At 73.1% G+C, this 17870-nt stretch carries 13 protein-coding genes and 1 pseudogene; 7 read left to right on the top strand and 7 right to left on the bottom strand.

Annotation, left to right across the window (positions count from 1 at the left end; all coding sequences use genetic code 11):
* Nucleotides 1-12: 12 nt before the first annotated feature.
* Both KKZ08_RS30925 and KKZ08_RS30930 read right to left on the bottom strand, forming a co-directional pair.
* Complete coding sequence (locus KKZ08_RS30925) at nucleotides 13-495, bottom strand: DUF456 domain-containing protein (RefSeq protein ID WP_223777560.1); 483 nt, start codon at nucleotides 493-495, stop codon at nucleotides 13-15.
* A 36-nt stretch (nucleotides 496-531) separates the two neighbouring features.
* Entirely contained in the window at nucleotides 532-1542 is a 1011-nt protein-coding gene (locus KKZ08_RS30930) for a LuxR family transcriptional regulator (protein WP_223777561.1), read from the bottom strand.
* 561 nt (nucleotides 1543-2103) lie between these two features.
* On the opposite strand from KKZ08_RS30930, the gene KKZ08_RS30935 reads away from it, so the two are divergent.
* From KKZ08_RS30935 to KKZ08_RS30945, 3 genes are all read left to right on the top strand, one after another.
* Entirely contained in the window at nucleotides 2104-2343 is a 240-nt protein-coding gene (locus KKZ08_RS30935) for a hypothetical protein (RefSeq protein ID WP_223777562.1), read from the top strand.
* Between the two features lie 314 nt (nucleotides 2344-2657).
* Nucleotides 2658-4283 (top strand): protein phosphatase 2C domain-containing protein, encoded by a 1626-nt coding sequence (locus KKZ08_RS30940; RefSeq protein WP_223777563.1) that lies wholly within the window; start codon nucleotides 2658-2660, stop codon nucleotides 4281-4283.
* Nucleotides 4284-4380: 97 nt separating this feature from the next.
* Nucleotides 4381-6123, top strand: coding sequence for a pyruvate dehydrogenase (locus KKZ08_RS30945; protein ID WP_223777564.1), 1743 nt, complete (start codon nucleotides 4381-4383; stop codon nucleotides 6121-6123).
* A gap of 28 nt (nucleotides 6124-6151) precedes the next feature.
* On the opposite strand, the gene KKZ08_RS30950 is transcribed toward KKZ08_RS30945, so the two are convergent.
* Nucleotides 6152-9235 (bottom strand): glycoside hydrolase family 38 C-terminal domain-containing protein, encoded by a 3084-nt coding sequence (locus KKZ08_RS30950; RefSeq protein ID WP_223777565.1) that lies wholly within the window; start codon nucleotides 9233-9235, stop codon nucleotides 6152-6154.
* A 177-nt stretch (nucleotides 9236-9412) separates the two neighbouring features.
* Between KKZ08_RS30950 and KKZ08_RS30955 the strand changes: the two genes are divergently transcribed.
* Entirely contained in the window at nucleotides 9413-9898 is a 486-nt protein-coding gene (locus KKZ08_RS30955; RefSeq protein ID WP_223777566.1) for an ATP-binding protein, read from the top strand.
* A gap of 52 nt (nucleotides 9899-9950) precedes the next feature.
* Here the strand turns inward: KKZ08_RS30955 and KKZ08_RS30960 are convergent, their stop codons facing one another.
* Both KKZ08_RS30960 and KKZ08_RS30965 read right to left on the bottom strand, forming a co-directional pair.
* Complete coding sequence (locus KKZ08_RS30960) at nucleotides 9951-11006, bottom strand: DUF2637 domain-containing protein (protein WP_223777567.1); 1056 nt, start codon at nucleotides 11004-11006, stop codon at nucleotides 9951-9953.
* 207 nt (nucleotides 11007-11213) lie between these two features.
* Nucleotides 11214-12077, bottom strand: a complete 864-nt coding sequence (locus tag KKZ08_RS30965; RefSeq protein ID WP_223777568.1) for a (2Fe-2S)-binding protein — start codon at nucleotides 12075-12077, stop codon at nucleotides 11214-11216.
* Nucleotides 12078-12242: 165 nt separating this feature from the next.
* On the opposite strand from KKZ08_RS30965, the gene KKZ08_RS30970 reads away from it, so the two are divergent.
* On the top strand, nucleotides 12243-12935 hold the full coding sequence (locus tag KKZ08_RS30970) for a GntR family transcriptional regulator (RefSeq protein ID WP_320589573.1): 693 nt from the start codon (nucleotides 12243-12245) through the stop codon (nucleotides 12933-12935).
* 448 nt (nucleotides 12936-13383) lie between these two features.
* On the opposite strand, the gene KKZ08_RS30975 is transcribed toward KKZ08_RS30970, so the two are convergent.
* Together KKZ08_RS30975 and KKZ08_RS30980 are read right to left on the bottom strand one after the other, a co-directional pair.
* The gene (locus KKZ08_RS30975; protein ID WP_223777569.1) at nucleotides 13384-14145 is read right to left on the bottom strand and encodes a hypothetical protein; all 762 of its coding nucleotides are present in this window, start codon (nucleotides 14143-14145) and stop codon (nucleotides 13384-13386) included.
* 203 nt (nucleotides 14146-14348) lie between these two features.
* A pseudogene (locus KKZ08_RS30980) lies at nucleotides 14349-16021 on the bottom strand (PucR family transcriptional regulator ligand-binding domain-containing protein).
* 343 nt (nucleotides 16022-16364) lie between these two features.
* Between KKZ08_RS30980 and KKZ08_RS30985 the strand changes: the two are divergent.
* Both KKZ08_RS30985 and KKZ08_RS30990 read left to right on the top strand, forming a co-directional pair.
* Entirely contained in the window at nucleotides 16365-17258 is an 894-nt protein-coding gene (locus KKZ08_RS30985; protein WP_223777570.1) for a xanthine dehydrogenase family protein subunit M, read from the top strand.
* Nucleotides 17258-17869: a (2Fe-2S)-binding protein gene (locus tag KKZ08_RS30990; protein WP_223777571.1), complete on the top strand. Its 612-nt coding sequence runs from the start codon at nucleotides 17258-17260 to the stop codon at nucleotides 17867-17869. Before KKZ08_RS30985 ends, KKZ08_RS30990 begins: the two co-directional genes overlap by 1 nt.
* Nucleotide 17870: the final 1 nt, after the last annotated feature.

A 17870-nucleotide genomic window follows, 5' to 3' on the forward strand; every position in this document is an offset into this window, starting at 1 on the left:
GAGAGCAGCCCATCAGCCCCAGAAGACAGCGCCGAGCCACGCCCCAAGGATCAGCAGGCACGCGAACAGCTCGGTCAACACGCTCGTCCCGCCCATCCGCATCGCCGTCCGCGTGGCCGCCACCGCTTCGCCGTGGCCGCCGAGCCGCAGCCGCTCCCCGGTGTAGATGCCGCCGATGAAACCCGGGACCGCGCCGATCACCGGCACCAGGCAGAAGCCCAGCAGCGCCCCGGCGCCGGCGAAGACGGCCATCCGCCGCGTGGCGCCGCTCTGCCGCAGTCTGCGGGGCGGCAGCTGCCAGCGCACGGCCTGCGCCGCGAGCAGGACGACGGACGCGCCGACGAGGACACCCCAGGCCAGCCCCTTCGGATCCTGCAGCGCCCACCACAGGACGGCGGCCCACACCAGCCACGGCCCCGGCACTCCGGGCACCAGCACTCCGCACAGGCCGAGCAGCATGACCACACCGACCAGCAGGAGTTCCCACGCTCCCATCTGCCCAGAGTGCCGCAGATCCGGCGAAACCGCAGGTCAGATTAGCCCCTGCGGCGCGCGGGAGCGGCGCGCCACCCAGCCCCGCTCGTACGCGTGCCAGCCCAGCTGGAGCCGTGTCGTCACGCCCGTCAGCTCCATCAGCCGCTTCACCCGGCGCTGCACCGTGCGCAGCCCGAGGTCGAGCTGTTTGGCGACGCTCGCGTCGGTCAGGCCCGCGAGGAGCAGCGAGAGGATCTCCAGATCCGTGCCGTCCGGGCCCTCGGGGGCGTCCTCGCGCACCGTGCCGCGGTCCTCGCCGAGGCGCAGCGGCAGCGCTTCCCGCCAGACCGCCTCGAAGAGCCCCGTCAGCGATTCGAGCAGCCCGCTGGCGTGCACGACGAGGGCGGCGGGCTCGGCGGTCCGTGAGGTGAGCGGCACCATCGCGAGCGAGCCGTCGGCGATGACGAGCTTGGTCGGGACGCGGTCCACGACCCGTACCTGCTCGTCGCGGCCGATCGCCGTCGACAGCTCCACCAGGCCGGTGGGCAGGTCGAGGACGGCACGCTCGACCACCACGCGGTAGCGGACGCCACGGCCTGCGGCCTGCTCCTCGGCACTGTTCTCCATGCCGGTGACCGCGACGGGGCTGCCGGTCACCAGCGCGCGCACCTCGGCGCTCGCCCCCAGCTGCAACTGGAGGAAGCGCTGTGAGACGGCGGCCGCCCCGGTGACCACCTCGACGAGGTCGTGGACGGCGGGCTCGGCGGCCTGCGCGCGGTACTCCTCGGCGAGCAGGGTCGCCGCCAGCTCCGCCTTCTCCAGCTCGTGCCGCTGCTGGGTGAGCAGTGCGCCGAGCGCGACGCCGGGCGGCGCGGCCACCCAGCGGCCCGCCCTGCCGGACGCCTGCGCGGCCAGGCCGTGCCGCTCCAGGCGGCGCAGCGCCCGCTCGGTCTCCGGCTCCCCCAGGGCGAGCCTGCGGGCGAGATCGGAGACGTCGGCCGCGCCCACCGACACCAGCGCGCGGTACGCCGCCTCGTGCGTCTCGTCCAGACCTATCGCTGCCAGCATGCGGCGACGTCCCTCCTCGAAGCTCCCGTTGCGACGGCGCCGTGAAGCTCCGTCCCGACAGCGCCGTGGCGGGAAACGGCCACGGCGTGAACCCGCCCCGGGACATCATCCCCGCATCGCCCTGCCGGATGACAGGGTGACGCCACCGCGGCACCAACCGCGGCCGCTTGTGACGGCCGGCGGATTGAACTCGGCGCTACTGGGCACGCGGGCTACAGGCCGGGTGCACTCACCGAGGTGAAGTTGTCGTACTCCTACGACGAGGGCGACACAGGGAAGGCGGCGATGACCGCCGAGCACGCCGGTGAGTGGAGCGCGACCGTGGACCACGCGGGTGCCTCCGGTGAACGGGTGTGGCCGCAGGCCCGCCTGACGGACGCTCAGGGCAGCTCCGTCACACAGACCGTGGCCCGCGCCTACGACGTGCGCTGGCCACATGGACACCGCCGGGCGGTCCTCCTGTGGGGGGTGGGCCCGCCCGGCGGCCCCTTTCGTCGCCAAGACGGCCAAAATTTCCGGATGCACCGTTTTCGTACGGCCTCCGCGGTGGAAAATAGGGGCATGAGCCAGCAGGGGGAGAGGCGCACCGGCCGCGACGACGACTGGTGGGGGCAGCTGTACGACGACGCCGCACAGGACACGGGCCCGACACCCGCACCGGACACCCTCGACGACAGGTTCGCCTCGGCGGCGGACACGGTGAAGCGGTCCCCGCTGGAGGACAAAGGCCACCCCCGCCCCCCGAGCCCGCTCCCGACACCACATCCCCCCCACCGCCAACCCTGCCCACCCCACCGATGACATCCGGCCCACCGGCCCCGCCGGTTCCCCCCACCCCCCAAGGCCAATTGCCCCCGCCGACACCACCGTCCCCACCCGGCCGGCCGACGCCACCCGGCTCGCCGTTCCCGGACGGTCGTTCCGCGCCCTCCGGCCCGTCCGACCCGTCCGTCTCGTCATTCCCGACCGACCGACCCGGGCCGTCCGGCTCACCTGATCCATCTGCGTCGTCGTTTCCGACCGGCCGATCCGCGCCGTCTGACTTGTCTGGCTCGTCCGGCTCGCCATTCCTGACCGGTCGATCGGCGCCGTCCGGCCCGGCTGACCGGTCCGACTTGTCCTCCTCGGCCGGCCGGCCCGCGCCGTCCGACCCGTCCGGTTCTTCTGGCTCGTCGTTTCCTGCTGGTGGATCCACGCCGTCCGTCGGCTCGTCCGGCTCGCCGGTTCCGGCCGACGGGTCCCCGCCGCCCGGGCCGTCCGACCCGCCCGTCTCGGTGTTCCCGGCCGGTCGATCTGCGCCATCCGGCCCGCCCGCCCCGGCGGCCCCGACCGGCCGATCCGCGCCGTCCGGCCTGTCGTTTCCTGCCGGCCGATCCGCGCCGTCCGACCTGCCCGGTGCGGCCGACTCGCCGCGCCGGGCTTACCGATCCGCTCCGTCCGGCTCACCTGGGTCGTCCGAGCCGCCGCGTCCCTCGGCCCGCTACCGGCCGCCAACGTCGCCTGCCGCGGCCGGCTCATCCGGTCCCGGTCCCGGCGGGACGCCGGACCCGCCCGCCGGGGAGGGTCGGTCGGCCTCGGCGACTCCACCGGGCCACAATTCCTCCGCCGCGCCAGGCGCGGCCGCCCTGCCCAGCCCACGCCGGCCAGCCGCGGCCCGTAGCGCCCCGCTGAGGCCCGCTCCCTGGGAGCCGCCCAGAGGGCCCAGTGGGCCGGTGACCTTTGGGGCGGGGGGGTCGGGTGAGGCGTCGGGAGCCTCGGGGGGCGCCACGCCCAAGGCCGTGCCCGGCCACGTCGGTGACGGGCCGCCCACCTACGAGGCCGAGCCCACCGCCCTGCCCGCCGCCGACCCGGACGACCTCGGCGAGCTCGTCGCCGACACCGTGCTCGACGGGGCGCGGTACGGAACAGCCACCCTGCGCGCGGCCTCCGTACGCGGCGACTCCGCCCGGTACCGCGGTGAGCCGCGCCGCGACTCCCTGCTGACCGCCCGCTTCGGCGTCGGCGAGGACGCCCTGGTGCTCGTCGCCATGGCCACCGGCGCCCGCGCCACCCCCGGCGCCCACCGCGCCGCCGCCGAGGCCTGCGCGTGGATCGGCCGGGCCGTGGGCCGCAGCCACCAGCGGCTCGCCGAGGACATCAGGGCCGCCCGGCGCGGTGACCTGAAGTCGGGCCTGCACCGCCTCACCGACCGCAGCCTCGGCAAGCTCCGGGCGCGCGCCACCGACCTCGGCCTCGCCCCGCACGAGTACGCCGCCTCCCTGCGCTGCCTCCTCCTGCCCGCCGACCCCCAGTGCCGTACCCGCGTCTTCTTCGGCGTCGGGGCGGGCGGCCTCTTCCGGCTGCGCGACGGCGCCTGGCAGGACATCGAGCCCCGCGTCGCCGAGGCCACCGGCGACGCCGTGGTCGGCTTCGGCTCCCCGCCGGCCCGGACCCCGGAGGGCGACCACCTCACGATGGACCTCGGCATCACCACGCCCCCGAGCCCCTACGAACCGGCGCCCGAACCACCCCGCGACCCGTTCCGCTTCCGCGCCTCCGTCGCCCGGCCGGGTGACACGCTCCTGCTGTGCAGCGGCGGCCTCGCCGAGCCGCTGCGCGGCGAACCCGCGCTGGCCGAGCACCTCACGGACCGGTGGCTGAAGGGCCCCGCGCCGGGACTCGCGGCCTTCCTCGCGGACATCCAGGTGCGGGTGAAGGGCTACGCGGACGACCGCACGGCCGCCGCCGTTTGGGAGGCATGACCGCCGCACCTGTGAATTCATGGATCCGACGGCGTTTGAACGCGATCACAGCGAGTACCGGGTCCGAGAGTTCCAAGGATGAAGAGGTGCGTGCAGCATGGCCAAGCAGAACGTCGCCGAGCAGTTCGTCGACATCCTCGTCCGCGCGGGCGTCCAGCGCATGTACGGAGTCGTCGGCGACAGCCTCAACCCGGTCGTGGACGCGATCCGCCGGACGAAGGGCATCGACTGGGTCCAGGTACGGCACGAGGAGACCGCCGCCTTCGCGGCCGGCGCCGAGGCCCAGATCACCGGCAGGCTGGCCGCCTGCGCGGGCTCCTGCGGGCCGGGCAACCTCCACCTCATCAACGGCCTGTACGACGCGCACCGCTCCATGGCGCCCGTGCTCGCCCTCGCCTCGCAGATCCCCTCCAGCGAGATCGGTCTCAACTTCTTCCAGGAGACCCACCCCGACCGGCTGTTCCAGGAGTGCAGCCACTACTGCGAACTGATTTCCAGCCCGAAGCAGATGCCCCGCCTGCTGCAGACCGCCATCCAGAACGCCGTCGGCCGATCGGGTGTCAGCGTCGTGTCGCTGCCCGGCGACATCGCCTCCGAGCCCGCCCCGGAGAAGGCCGCAGAGACCGCCCTGGTGACCTCCCGGCCCTCCGTGCGCCCCGGCGACGCGGAGATCGAGAAGCTCGCACAGATGATCGACGAGGCCGGCAAGGTCACGCTCTTCTGCGGCAGCGGCACGGCGGGCGCGCACGCCGAGGTGATGCAGTTCGCCGAGAAGATCAAGTCCCCGGTCGGCCACGCGCTGCGGGGCAAGGAGTTCATCCAGTACGACAATCCGTTCGACGTCGGCATGAGCGGCCTGCTCGGCTACGGCGCCGCGTACGAGGCCACGCACGAGTGCGACCTGCTGATCCTGCTCGGCACGGACTTCCCGTACAACGCCTTCCTGCCCGACGACGTCAAGATCGCCCAGGTCGACGTGCGCCCCGAGCACCTCGGCCGCCGCTCGAAGCTGGACCTCGCGGTCTGGGGCGACGTCCGCGAGACACTGCGTTGCCTCACGCCCCGCGTCTCGCCCAAGTCGAACCGCAAGTTCCTCGACAAGATGCTGAAGAAGCACGCCGACGCCCTGGAGGGTGTCGTCAAGGCGTACACCCGCAAGGTCGAGAAGCACACCCCGATCCACCCCGAGTACGTCGCCTCCGTCCTCGACGAAGTCGCCGACGACGACGCGGTGTTCACCGTCGACACCGGCATGTGCAACGTCTGGGCGGCCCGCTATCTCACCCCCAACGGCAGGCGCCGCATCATCGGCTCCTTCAGCCACGGCTCGATGGCGAACGCCCTGCCGCAGGCGATCGGCGCGCAGTTCACCGACCGCAAGCGGCAGGTCGTCTCGATGTCGGGCGACGGCGGCTTCTCGATGCTGATGGGCGACTTCCTCACCCTGGTCCAGCACGACCTGCCGGTGAAGGTCGTCCTCTTCAACAACTCCTCCCTCGGCATGGTCGAGTTGGAGATGATGGTCGCCGGGCTGCCGAACCACGGCACGACCAACCACAACCCCGACTTCGCCGCCGTGGCCCGCGCCGCCGGGGCGTACGGCGTCCGCGTGGAGAAGCCGAAGCAGCTCGCTGGCGCCCTGAAGGACGCCTTCGCCCACAAGGGCCCGGCCCTCGTCGACATCGTCACCGACCCGAACGCCCTTTCCATGCCGCCCAAGATCAGCTCCGACATGGTGACCGGCTTCGCGCTCTCCGCCGGGAAGATCGTGCTGGACGGGGGAGTGGGCCGGATGCTCCAGATGGCCCGTTCGAACCTGCGCAACGTGCCGAGGCCGTGAGGCCCGTCGGCCCCGGCACCCACGCCGCTCAGGCGGGCCGCAGCCGCAGCGTGACGATCTGGAAGGGGCGCAGGGCGAGCGCCAGGCCGGCCTCGCCCGTGTCCGCCTCCCGGAGCGGTCGTTCCAGGAGGTCGGTCACCTCGGCCCGCGCCACCGGGAACGACGTGCCGAGCGTCGCCGCGGCCCGGCCGCCGCGCGACTCGTAGAGCCGTACGATCACATCGCCACTGCGGTCGTCGGCGAGCTTCACCGACTCGACGGTGACCGCCGGGTGGTCGACGCTCACCAGCGGCGCGAGGACGGGCGCGGCGGTCACCCGCAGCGGCAGATTGAGCGCGAGCCCCTCCGCCACCGCGTCCCCCGTGCTCGACCCGGGCAGCAGCGCGTACGTGAAGCGGTGCGTGCCCTGGTCGGTCTCCGGGTCCGGGCTGTGCGGGGCCCGCAGCAGCGTCAGGCGCACGGTGGTGCCGAGCGCGCCGCCGTGTTCCGTGCGCGTCACGTCGTGGCCGTACGTGGAGTCGTTGAGCAGGGCGACGCCATAGCCCTCCTCGGCCACCCGCAGCCAGCGGTGCGCGCAGATCTCGTAACGTGCCGCGTCCCAGCTCGTATTGGCGTGCGTGGGCCGGTGCACGTGGCCGAACTGGATCTCGGCGGCGGACCGTTCGGCGTGCACGTCCAGCGGGAAGGCGGCCTTGAGGACCTTCTCCGACTCCCGCCACTCGACGTCCGTCACGACGTCGACGCGCCGGCTGCCCGCCGCGAGCCGGATCTGCTGGGTGATCCGCGACGCCCCGAAGGAGCGCACCACCCGCACCGCGACCCGCAGCGGCCCGTCCTCGACGAGCTCGACGGACTCGGCGTCCGTGAGGTCGGTGTGCCGGTGCCGGTAGTGCCGGTCGAGGTCCCAGGCGTCGTAGTGCGTGGGGTGGTCGGGGTGCAGCTGGAGGAGATTTCCGGGGGCCGCGAGGACCTCGCGGTCCGCCGCCAGGTCCCGTACGGAGGTCAGCAGCCCTGCGGCGTCGACGGTCACGCTCAGGTGCTCGTTGGTCAGGAGGATCGTGTCACCGGTCGTGTGCGCGACCGCGCCCGGCCCCGGCGCTCCGGCGCCGTCCAGACCGCGCGTGCCGAGCGCGGGCACCGAGGCGCGCACCAGCGTGCCGTCCCCGGTGTCCACGACCTCGTCGCGGGCGTACGGCGAGGCGTTCAGCACCGCTGGCCCGCCCGCGCCGAGGGAACGTACGGCCGCGCAGGTCAGCTCGTCGAGTTCGGCCAGGACGCGTCCGTACGTCTCGCGGGCCTCCCGGTGCACCCACGCGATCGACGAGCCCGGCAGGATGTCGTGGAACTGGTGGAGCAGGACCGTCTTCCACAGGCGGTCGAGCGTGTCGTGGGGATAGACGTACGACGGGTCGCGCACCGCTGCCGCCGTGCACCACAACTCCGCCTCGCGCAGGGCGTGTTCGCTGCGGCGGTTGCCGCGCTTGGTGGCGGCCTGGGTGGTGTACGTCGCGCGGTGCAGCTCCAGATACAGCTCGCCCGACCAGACCGGGGCCCGCGCGCCGTACTCCTCCTCGGCCGCCGCGAAGAACGCCGACGGCTTCTCGATCTCGACGCGCGGCGAGCCCTCCAGGGAGCGCAGCCGCCGCGCACGCTCCATCATCTCGCGGGTGGGGCCGCCCCCGCCGTCACCCCAGCCGAACGGCACCAGGGAGCGCGAAGCCCGGCCCTTGTCGGCGAAGTTGCGCTCCGCGTGGGCGAGTTCGGCGCCGTGGAACTGCGAGTTGTAGGTGTCCACGGGCGGGAAGTGGGTGAAGACCCGGGTCCCGTCGATGCCCTCCCACCAGAAGGTGTGGTGCGGCATCTTGTTGGACTGGTTCCAGCTCAGCTTCTGGGTCAGGAACCACCGGATGCCCGCGAGCTTCGCCAACTGCGGGAACGCGGCGGTGTATCCGAAGGAGTCCGGCAGCCAGATCTCCTCCGTCTCCACGCCCAGCTCCTCGCGGAAGAACCGCATGCCGTGCGTGATCTGCCGGGCGAGCGCCTCACCACCCGGCATATTGGCGTCCGACTCGACCCACATCGAGCCCACGGGCGCCCAATTGCCGTCCGCCACCGCCTCCTTGATGCGCTCCCAGATGTGCGGCTGGTGCTCCTTCACCCAGGCGTACTGCTGGGCCTGCGAACAGGCGAAGACCAGCTCCGGATACTCCTTTGCCAGCGCCGTCACATTGGCAAAGGTCCGTGACGCCTTGCGCACCGTCTCGCGCAGGGGCCACAGCCACGCCGAGTCGATGTGCGCGTGCCCGGCCGCCGATACGCGGTGCGCGCTCGCGTGCGCGGGCTTCGCGAGGACGCCGGCGAGAGCCGCGCGCCCCGCGGCCGCCGTGCCCGGCACGTCATGCAGATCCAGCGCGTCGAGCATGTCCTCCAGCGCCCGGAGGATCTCGTGCCGACGCGGACGGTCCGCCTCCAGTTCGTCCATCAGCTCGGACAGGACCTCGATGTCCAGCGTCAACTGCCAGACGTCCTCATCCAGTACGACGAGATCGGCAGACGCGAATCGGTAGATCGGAGTAGTACCCGCGGTCAGTACGTCGCCCAGGGGCGTCGGCACGAAGTCGTGCAGAACGGCAGGGTTGGCCGCCGCCTCCAGGAGTAGATGCACCGGCTCGCCACCCCGGGCGGGGGAGGCCACCGGAATATGCCGATTGCGAGGGTGAACTCCCTTCAGGGGCACGCCCGAAGCGTCGTACACCAGGCCCTCCGCCTGGAACCCCGGCCCTTCCCCCGTGAAACCGGGATCGACGACCACCTCGACACGGCGCCCGCGCCACTCCTCGGGCACCCGCCCCTGCAGCCGGAACCAGCTGGTCGACCAGGGACTTCCCCATTCCGCACCGGTCTCGAAGGGCTCATAGGCGGCCGCCAGGGCGGCCGAGACGGGCACGGTTCCCCAAGCTCTCGGCTCCGCTCGAGCAGGGGAGGCCCCAATGCCCGGCACATGCCAGACGGAGAGGGCGAGCGGCGCCCTGTGCGGGTACTGGGCGGGGCGGATGAACTGGCGCAGCGCCCGCTCCAGGCGGCCTTCCACCAGCAGTCTGTCGTCGTGCACTCGGGCTCCTCGGAACGCTCGGTGGCGGGGGTCCACCGCTTCACTTCCCCCCAGGGCTCCGACACACCCGCGCCATTGTTTGATGATTCGACAGGAGTGCCGTCTTTGGGCCGGGGCATGCATTGCGTGAGGTTGTTCGAGCAGGGAGGCACGGTCATCGCTTTGTGGGCGGGGGTCATGACGAGGCAGTCACGTGGGGGCGGCCCCGGGGGAATCGGGGCCTCTTCACCGAACGTACGGGACGAATTCGCCGAGGGAGCGCAGCCGGGCCCTGACCGGGTCCAGCTCAGGCGCAGACTGGGGAGGTCCGACCTGTCGGCGGTGTCCGAGGTCAGGAGCGCCTTGCGGGAATTCCTCAGACGCTGGGGGAAACCGGCCCGGGCCGACATAGCCGAGCTGCTCACCAGCGAGCTGGTCACCAACGCGCTGGTGCACACCGATCACGACGCGATCGTCACCGCGACCCTGAGCCCGCGCGGCCTGCGCGTCGAGGTGCGGGACTTCGTGGGACGCCGCCCCGAGCCGCGCGTACCGGACGCCGACAGCGGTACGAACGGCCGGGGGCTGGTCCTCGTGCAGTCCCTCGCCGACGCGTGGGGCGTGCGCGCCCACGGGGTGGGGAAGGTGGTGTGGTTCGAACTGAACGGCGGCGGCATGGCGTGAACCGGCTCAGTGCCCTGCCACCGCCGCGTCTCGGCCGAACTGCTGCCCGGTCTCAGCCGAACTGCTGCTCAAGGTCCTTCAGTTTCCGCTCCAGCGAGTCGAGCCGGGGCAGGGCCTGGGTGTCGTCCTCCGCCGTCAGGTCGACGGTGACGGGGGCGACGGCCTCGGAGTCGGCCTTGACGGCCTGGAGGGAGGGACGGGTGCGTACCGGCAACGGTTCCTGCGCCGCTATGACAGGGTCCGCGCCGACCTGCGCGGACCCCGCGGCCGGGGCGACGGCCTGCACCTCCACCTGACGGCCGCCGCGGGCGTAGCCCCGGTGGCCGCGGCTGATCGCCTTCAGCCGGGCGCGGTCCAGCTTCTCCTGGTCGCGCCTGCGCAGCCGGGTGCGCTCCTTCTCGCGGCGGTCCTCCCGCACCTCTTCCACGGCCTCGTCCAGGGTGCGTACGCCTTCGAGGAGCATCAGCGACCAGGCGCCGAAGGTCTCGCGGGGCGCGCGCAGCCAGCGCACGATACGGATCTGCGGCAGCGGGCGGGGCACGAGGCCCTGCTCGCGCAGCGCCGCCCGGCGGGTCTGCTTCAGCGCGCGGTCGAAGAGCACCGCCGCCGACAGCGACATCCCGGCGAAGAACTGCGGGGCGCCGGCGTGGCCGAGCCCCCGGGGAGCGTGCACCCAGTTGAACCAGGCCGCGGCGCCGGCGAACGTCCACACGAGCAGCCGCGAGCCGAGCGCAGCGTCGCCGTGGCTGGCCTCGCGCACGGCGAGGACGGAACAGAACATCGCCGCGCCGTCGAGGCCGAACGGCACGAGGTACTCCCAGCCGCCCGAGAGGCTGAGATTCTGCCGGCCGAAGCCGACCAGGCCGTGGAAGGAGAGAGCGGCGGCGACCGCCGCGCAGCAGAACAACAGGACGTAGGACGCGGTGCCGTAGATGGCTTCCTTACGCCTGCGGCGCTCCTCGGTGCGTTCCCACGAGTCGTCGACCGCCTTCGCCGTCTTGTCGTGGCCTCGCCTGCCGCGCGCGAGCACGGCCACCGCCACCAGCATGCCCAGGAGCAGGACGCCGCCGGGGAGCAGCCAGTCCAGCGATATGTCGGTCAGTCTCATCTGGGGTCCCTTGCGTCGCGGTAGGGCGTTTCGGCGCCATAGTGACCCGATCGGAGCGGCACTCAAGAGGGTTTCGGGGCAAGAGAACGCCAAGGGGGTGCGAGGGAGCGCACAGGACCCGATTTCGCTCGAACTGACTTATGGGGAGCGGTCGTTGGGTTCGATCAATTCGAGGAAAACGACGCGTTGGAGTGATTCGCGAGTGGCTCAGCCGGCCGTGGCGGCGGCGCTCAGCCGCGCGACGCGCTCGGCGTCGCAGGTGCGCGGGCAGGTGACGCAGGTGTCCTCGGGGCGCAGCGTGTAGAACATGCAGCAGCTCGCCCGGTCACGGGTCGCCAGCGCCTGACCGTCGGGGCCCGTCAGCTCCCGGAAACCGGCCGTGCCCACGTACGGCTTCGTCGCGCCGGGCAGCAGCTGCTCCAGCTCGGTCATCGCACGGCGCTCCTCACCGAGGAGGTGCGCGATGTACCACAGGCCTTCGACGATCTCGTCCGTGGCGACGCTCCACAGGGCGCGCGAGCGGCGCCGCATCCTCGGCCCGAAGCCGTCCAGGAGCGGGCCCAGGTGTTCGGCGACCGCCGCCCGTACCTCCGCGCGCAGCGCCTCTTCGTCGGCCACGACGCGGGCGCCGGGCAGCGCGGCGGCCGGGTCGTCCGGCAGGCAGGCGAAGCCGTCCGCGCGCACGGCCATCCGGCCGAGGGCGCGCTGGAAGGAGACGTTCGCCACCGGGAAGCGCGGGACGCGGCGGTGCAGGAACCACGGGACCGTGATCAGCAGCGTGGCCGGCCAGGCGTACCGGTGCAGGCCGAAGCCCGCGACGACGTCCGGCCGGGCGCGGGTGCCGTAGTCCTTGACGACCTGCGCGTCGTCCCACGCGAGGAACGCGTCGAGGTCGGCCCCGCCCTCCGCGAGCCGGGCGGCACTGACCCAGCCGCCGCCCTGTGGGGCCTGCTCCTCGGGGCCGAGTTCGATGACGCGCAGTCCGGGAAACACCTCGGTGAGGCGGGCATAGGAGTCCGCGACGGCGCTGGAGGCGCTCCGGGCGGGCGCGGCCAAGGTGGGAACGGACATGCGGGGACCACCGAATCGCGATCGATTGCAGGTTAGCCTTACCTTACCCGACGTGATCGAGGTTTCAACCGCGGTCCTGTCCGCCTATGGTGCCTGTCGTACCTTTCAAGTGCAGACCTTTGGGGCGGGGCTCCGGGTCGGAGCGAGTGGACGCGGGTGGACGTCGTGGAGCAGGCCGGAGTGCGGGGGGTCCGGGTGCCGCAGCAGGCCGGGCCCGGGGCTGGAACCGGGGTCGTACGGCGCAACTCCGTACGCGGCCAGATCCTCGACGCCCTGCGGAGCGCGCTGGTGGGCGGTGAGCTCACGCCCGGCCAGGTGTACTCGGCGCCGGTGCTCGGCGAGCGCTTCGGGGTCTCCGCGACGCCCGTGCGGGAGGCGATGCAGCAGCTGGCGATCGAGGGCGCGGTGGAGGTCGTCCCCAACCGCGGCTTCCGGGTCGTCGAGCGCGGCGCCCGGGAGCTGGCGGAGCTGGCGGAGGTGCGGGCGCTGATCGAGGTGCCGGTGATGCTGCGGCTCGCCCGTACGGTGCCCGCTGCGCGCTGGTCCGGGCTGCTGCCGCTGGCCGAGGCGACCGTGACGGCGGCGGCCTGCGGTGACCTGGCGCGCTACGCGGAGTCCGACCGCGCCTTCCATGGGGCGGTGCTCTCCCTCTCCGGCAACCAGCAGCTGGTCCAGGTGGCGGACGATCTGCACCGGCGGTCGCAGTGGCCGCTGGTCAGTGGGCCCGTCTCGGGGCGGCGGGCGGATCTGGTGGCGGATGCGGCGGAGCACATGGCGTTGCTGGAGGCGTTGGTCGCGCAGGATCTCGGGGTGGTCCGGAGGTTGGTGGGGGAGCACTTTGCGGGGGCGGAGGGGTGAGGGCGCGTGGGCGTCGCGGCTTGGGCGGGGTGGTGAGGTGCGGTCACGTGTGCTTTCGGGTGCCTGTGCGGGGGCTTGGGCCGGGTTGTGAGGTGCGGTCACGTGTGCTCCCGCAGGGGCCTCTCCCACCCACCCGCCCGTTAGAGGGGGGCTTCGAGAGTGCTGTGTGGGTGCGGCCTTGAAGCTGCCGGGTAAACGGGTGGGTGGGAAAGGCCTGCCGGGAGACAACGCCGGGCCGAGCCGGCAGCACCGCCGGGACCGAGAGGCCAGGCCGCCCCGAACAACGCCACGCCGAGCCCGCAACGGCCCCGGGCCCCCGGGGCGCAAGGCCACGCCGAGCCTTCCGCGCGGCCGGGCCCCCAGGACGCAAGGCCATGCCGAGCCCTCCGCGCCCCCGGGGACGCCACGCCACGCAACGCCCGGCCCGCACCGCCGCCGGGACCCGAGGTCAGACCGCCGGTGCCGGAGGCGTGAGGTGGGGGGAGAGCCAGGCGGGGACACCGCCGAGGAGACGGAACAACCGCGTGGCCTCGGCCCGCAACCGCGTGGCCTCCGGCTCCGGCTCCGCGCCCGCCAGCGCGGCCAGCGCCGGTGCCGTCCCCACGAGGTACCCCAACTCCTCCCGGATCCGCAGCGATTCGGCGAAGCCGTGCCGCGCCTCCGCCAGCTCCCCGTCCCGCAGGGCGAGTCCGGCCAGGTGCCGCCAGGTGAAGGAGAGCAGCAGGGAATCGTCGCGCGCCGTGGCCCCCGCGTGCGCCCGCCGGTACGCGGCCTTCGCGGCCTGCGGCGAATCGGCGAGGTGCTCGGCGATCAGCCCCCGGCGGAAGTCGAGCAGTGGCCGCCCCGAAGCGTTGGGGGCGAGCAGCGCGGCCGCCCTGCCGAGCGCCGTACGCGCCTCGTCGGCCCGGTCACGTACCCCCAACACCGTGGAGGCGTAAGCGAGTTGGCCCCGCTCGCAGGCCGCCGCACCACGGTCGTCGTCGTCCTCGGCCAGCGCCTCCGCGGTCCGCAGCCCGTCCTCGGCCTCGGCCCAGCCGTCCCCGGTGAACAGGCAGCGCTCGACGAGGAGCGAGGCCCGCTGGAGCGCCGGCGTCGGCCCGGTCCGTGAGGCCAGCAGCGCGGCCGCGTCGGTCCAGCAGCCGCGCGAGCGCAGCCGCCATACCGCGGTCTGGAGTGGATCGTTCCCTGCAATCGTTCCGGTACCAGACATGGCGGTATGCGCCACGTTGCCCTCCCCGAGCACGCCATTGAGCTGTTGAGTCAGAGCCGTTGAGACAGAGGCGTTGAGCCGTGGGCGAATCTCAGCATGGATGGCGGCGTCCGGCCAAGAGGCTGGGTGAAAGAATTCACAAAGGGCGGGCGACGGAGGGCCTCGGGGCGCCGGGACCTCCCGGGCGCCCCGCCCGGATTTCCTCAGCTCATCCGCAGGGCGAGGAAGAAGTCGAGCTTGTCCTCGAGCCGCGAGAGGTCACGGCCCGTCAACTGCTCGATCCGGCCCACCCGGTAGCGCAACGTGTTGACGTGCAGGTGCAGCCGCGCCGCGCACCGCGTCCACGAACCGTCGCAGTCGAGGAACGCCTCCAGGGTGGGGATCAGCTCGGCCCGGTGCCGCTGGTCGTACTCCCGCAGCGGGTCCAGGAGCCGCGCCGTGAACGCCCGGCGCACGTCGTCGGGGACGAAGGGCAGCAGCAGCACGTGCGAGGCCAGCTCCTGGTGCCCGGCCGCGCAGACCCGGCCGGGACGGGCGGCGGCGACACGGCGGGCGTGCCGTGCCTCCTCAAGGGCGCCGCGCAGCCCCTCCGCCGAGTGGACGGAGGCGCTGACGCCGAGCGTGAGGCGGCCGTCGCCGTCGAGGCCCGCCGAGAGCGGGGCGCGGACCGACTCCAGGAGGGCGTCGGCGAGCAGCCCCGACTCGGAGCCGTCGTGCTCGGTGGAGACCGCGGGGAGCGGCACCAGCGCGATGGCCTCGTCGCCGGTGTGCGCGACCGCGATCCGGTCGGACGGCTCGGGCCCCGCGGCGCCGGGGTCGACGAGGATCTCCTCGAGGAGGGCCTGGGCCACCGCGCCGCCCTCGATGTCGCCGCCGTCCCACTCGACGCGGGCCACCACGACCTGCCAGTGCGGGGCCGCGCCGAGCCCCGGCAGCAGCACGGGCGCGGCGACGCGCAGCCGCGCGGCGATCTCCGCCGGGGCCGCGCCGGTCTGCACCAGCTCAAGGACCTCCTGGGCCAGGCGGCGCCGCACGGTGCGGGCGGCGTCCCGCCGGTCCCGCTCCACCGCGATCAGCTGCGTCACGCCCTGGAGCAGGTCGAGCCGCTCCTCGGGCCAGTCGCCCGCGTCGGCCTCGACGGCGAGGACCCAGTCGGAGAGCACCGTCTCGCGCACGTCGCGCGAGGCGCCGCCCGCTCCCCGGCCGCTGGTCCGAACGGGGAACAGCGAGTACGTCACCCCCTCCACCGCCACGCGGTGCGGCCTGCGCCGCCCGGTGCGGGCGGCGGCCAGGTGCTCCCCGGCCAGCCGCGCGCAGACGGTGGCGGCAGGGCTGTGCCCGCGGCGCCGGACCCGATGGTGCGCCCGGCGGGCGAGAGCACCCAGGCCCGCAGGTCCAGGTCGGTGCCGAGCAGGTCGAGGACGACGTCCGGGCCGCCGCCCGCCGGGCCCGAGGTCATCAGGCGGCGGTGCCGGTCGACGACGGCCGCGAGGTCGCCCGCGCGCTCGCCGGAGACCTGGCGTACGACGTGTTCGGTGATCGTCGCGAAGGCCACGGATTCGTTGACCGCGAAGAGCGGCAGGCGGTGGCGGGCGCAGGCCTCGACGATGTCGGCGGGGACGTCGCCCAGCTCGGCCTCGCCCGCGGCGAGCGCCGCCACGCCCGCGCTCGCGAGGATGCGGACGAACGGCTCGGTGTCGGAGGCGTCGCGGCGCCAGGCGAGGCCGGTCAGGACCAGCTCGCCGCCCGCCAGATAGCGGCTCGGGTCCCGCAGGTCCGTGGTCATCACACCGCGCACGGTGCGGTCCAGCTCGTCCTCGCCGCCGAGCAGCCGCAGGCCCAGCGCGTCGGTGTCCAGGAGTGCGCGCAGCCGCATGGTGTCGTCGCCGCCGATCTGTCTCGAATGTCATCTACAAGTAGGTGGGCTCGTCAGGGCCGGGGCCGTGTGCCGCCGGGGGCCCGTGGTTTCCCGGGGGATTCCGCGAGGTTACTGAGACCCGTTCTTCATACGAATCTACAAGACGCGCGGCTTGGCCAGCCAACTCCTTCATGGTTTCGGTGACTGACCCCATGGGAGCAGCGGGCGGTGTACTTGCCCCACTCCGCGTTAACAGCAGATGAACGAGCAGTCGAGGGACCAAGGGCCCGAGTGGCCGATACGGAACGCCTCCGTCCCGTCCCTCGCACCGAACGACCCTCGACACGAAGAAGAGAGCCTCATGGACTTCCTTCGCCCCGCCAGCTGGGAGGAGGCGCTCGCCGCCAAGGCCGAGCACCCCACGGCTGTGCCGATTGCGGGTGGCACCGACGTGATGGTCGAGATCAACTTCGACCACCGCCGTCCCGAGTACCTGCTTGACCTCAACCGCGTCGCCGAGCTGCGCGAGTGGGAGACGGGCGAGGAGACGGTCCGGCTCGGCGCCTCCGTCCCGTACACCCAGATCATGGAGGAGCTGCGCAGCGAGCTCCCCGGCCTGGCGCTCGCCTCGCACACCGTCGCCTCGCCGCAGATCCGCAACCGCGGCGGCGTCGGCGGCAACCTCGGCACGGCGTCCCCGGCCGGTGACGCCCACCCGGCGCTGCTCGCCGCGGGCTGCGAGGTCGAGGTGGAGTCGGTGCGCGGCTCGCGCCTGATCCCGATCGACGACTTCTACACCGGCGTGAAGCGCAACGCCCTCGCCGAGGACGAGCTGATCAGGGCCGTCCACATCAAGAAGGCCGACGGGCCGCAGCAGTACTCCAAGGTCGGCACGCGCAACGCCATGGTCATCGCCGTATGCGCGTTCGGCATCGCGCTGCACCCCGAGACCCGGACCGTGCGGACCGGCATCGGCTCCGCCGCGCCGACCCCGATCCGCGCGAAGGCCGCCGAGGAATTCTTGAACGCGGCTCTCGAAGAGGGCGGCTTCTGGGACAGCAAGAAGATCATCACCCCCTCGATCGCCAAGCAGTTCGCGGAGCTCGCCTCCGGAGCCGCCAACCCGATCGACGACGTACGGGGCACGGCGAACTACCGCCGCCACGCCGTCGGGATCATGGCCCGCCGCACGCTGGGCTGGACCTGGGAGTCGTACCGCGGCACGGGCCGCGGCAGCACGGAGGGAGTCGCGTAATGCGTGTCAACTTCACGGTCAACGGCCGTCCGCAGGAAGCCGACGACGTATGGGAGGGCGAGTCCCTGCTGTACGTGCTGCGTGAGCGCATGGGCCTGCCCGGCTCCAAGAACGCCTGCGAGCAGGGCGAGTGCGGTTCCTGCACCGTCCGTCTGGACGGCGTGCCGGTGTGTTCGTGTCTGGTTGCCGCAGGACAGGCCGAGGGACGGGACGTCGTCACCGTCGAGGGCCTCGCCGACTACGCCAAGCAGCGCGCGGAACACGGCGGTTGCGGCACCGGAGCGTGCGGCACCCCCGGTGGTACGTCGCTCCAGGACGCCCAGCAGTGGCAGGCCAAGCCGCAGGACTCGCAGACCGGCGAGGGCGGCGAACTGTCCCCGATCCAGCAGGCGTTCATCGACGCGGGCGCCGTCCAGTGCGGTTTCTGCACCCCCGGTCTGCTCGTCGCGGCCGACGAGATGCTGGAGCGCAACCCGAGCCCGACCGACGCGGACATCCGCGAGGCGCTCTCGGGCAACCTGTGCCGCTGCACGGGCTACGAGAAGATCATGGACGCGGTACGCCTCGCCGCCGCGCGCCAGTCCGAGACCGCTCCGAGCCAGGGAGCCTGAC

Origin of the sequence: Streptomyces sp. 135 (assembly GCF_020026305.1) — a bacterium.
Lineage (GTDB): Bacteria > Actinomycetota > Actinomycetes > Streptomycetales > Streptomycetaceae > Streptomyces.

What these genes read in the sequence shown, in the direction of transcription:
- KKZ08_RS30955 (WP_223777566.1), top strand. Translation starts at nt 9,413, where the DNA reads ATGACGAGGCAGTCACGTGGGGGCGGCCCCGGGGGAATCGGGGCCTCT.
- KKZ08_RS30985 (WP_223777570.1), top strand. Translation starts at nt 16,365, where the DNA reads ATGGACTTCCTTCGCCCCGCCAGCTGGGAGGAGGCGCTCGCCGCCAAG.
- KKZ08_RS30960 (WP_223777567.1), bottom strand. Translation starts at nt 11,006, where the DNA reads ATGAGACTGACCGACATATCGCTGGACTGGCTGCTCCCCGGCGGCGTC.
- KKZ08_RS30925 (WP_223777560.1), bottom strand. Translation starts at nt 495, where the DNA reads ATGGGAGCGTGGGAACTCCTGCTGGTCGGTGTGGTCATGCTGCTCGGC.
- KKZ08_RS30930 (WP_223777561.1), bottom strand. Translation starts at nt 1,542, where the DNA reads ATGCTGGCAGCGATAGGTCTGGACGAGACGCACGAGGCGGCGTACCGC.
- KKZ08_RS30965 (WP_223777568.1), bottom strand. Translation starts at nt 12,077, where the DNA reads ATGTCCGTTCCCACCTTGGCCGCGCCCGCCCGGAGCGCCTCCAGCGCC.
- KKZ08_RS30945 (WP_223777564.1), top strand. Translation starts at nt 4,381, where the DNA reads ATGGCCAAGCAGAACGTCGCCGAGCAGTTCGTCGACATCCTCGTCCGC.
- KKZ08_RS30975 (WP_223777569.1), bottom strand. Translation starts at nt 14,145, where the DNA reads ATGTCTGGTACCGGAACGATTGCAGGGAACGATCCACTCCAGACCGCG.
- KKZ08_RS30935 (WP_223777562.1), top strand. Translation starts at nt 2,104, where the DNA reads ATGAGCCAGCAGGGGGAGAGGCGCACCGGCCGCGACGACGACTGGTGG.
- KKZ08_RS30990 (WP_223777571.1), top strand. Translation starts at nt 17,258, where the DNA reads ATGCGTGTCAACTTCACGGTCAACGGCCGTCCGCAGGAAGCCGACGAC.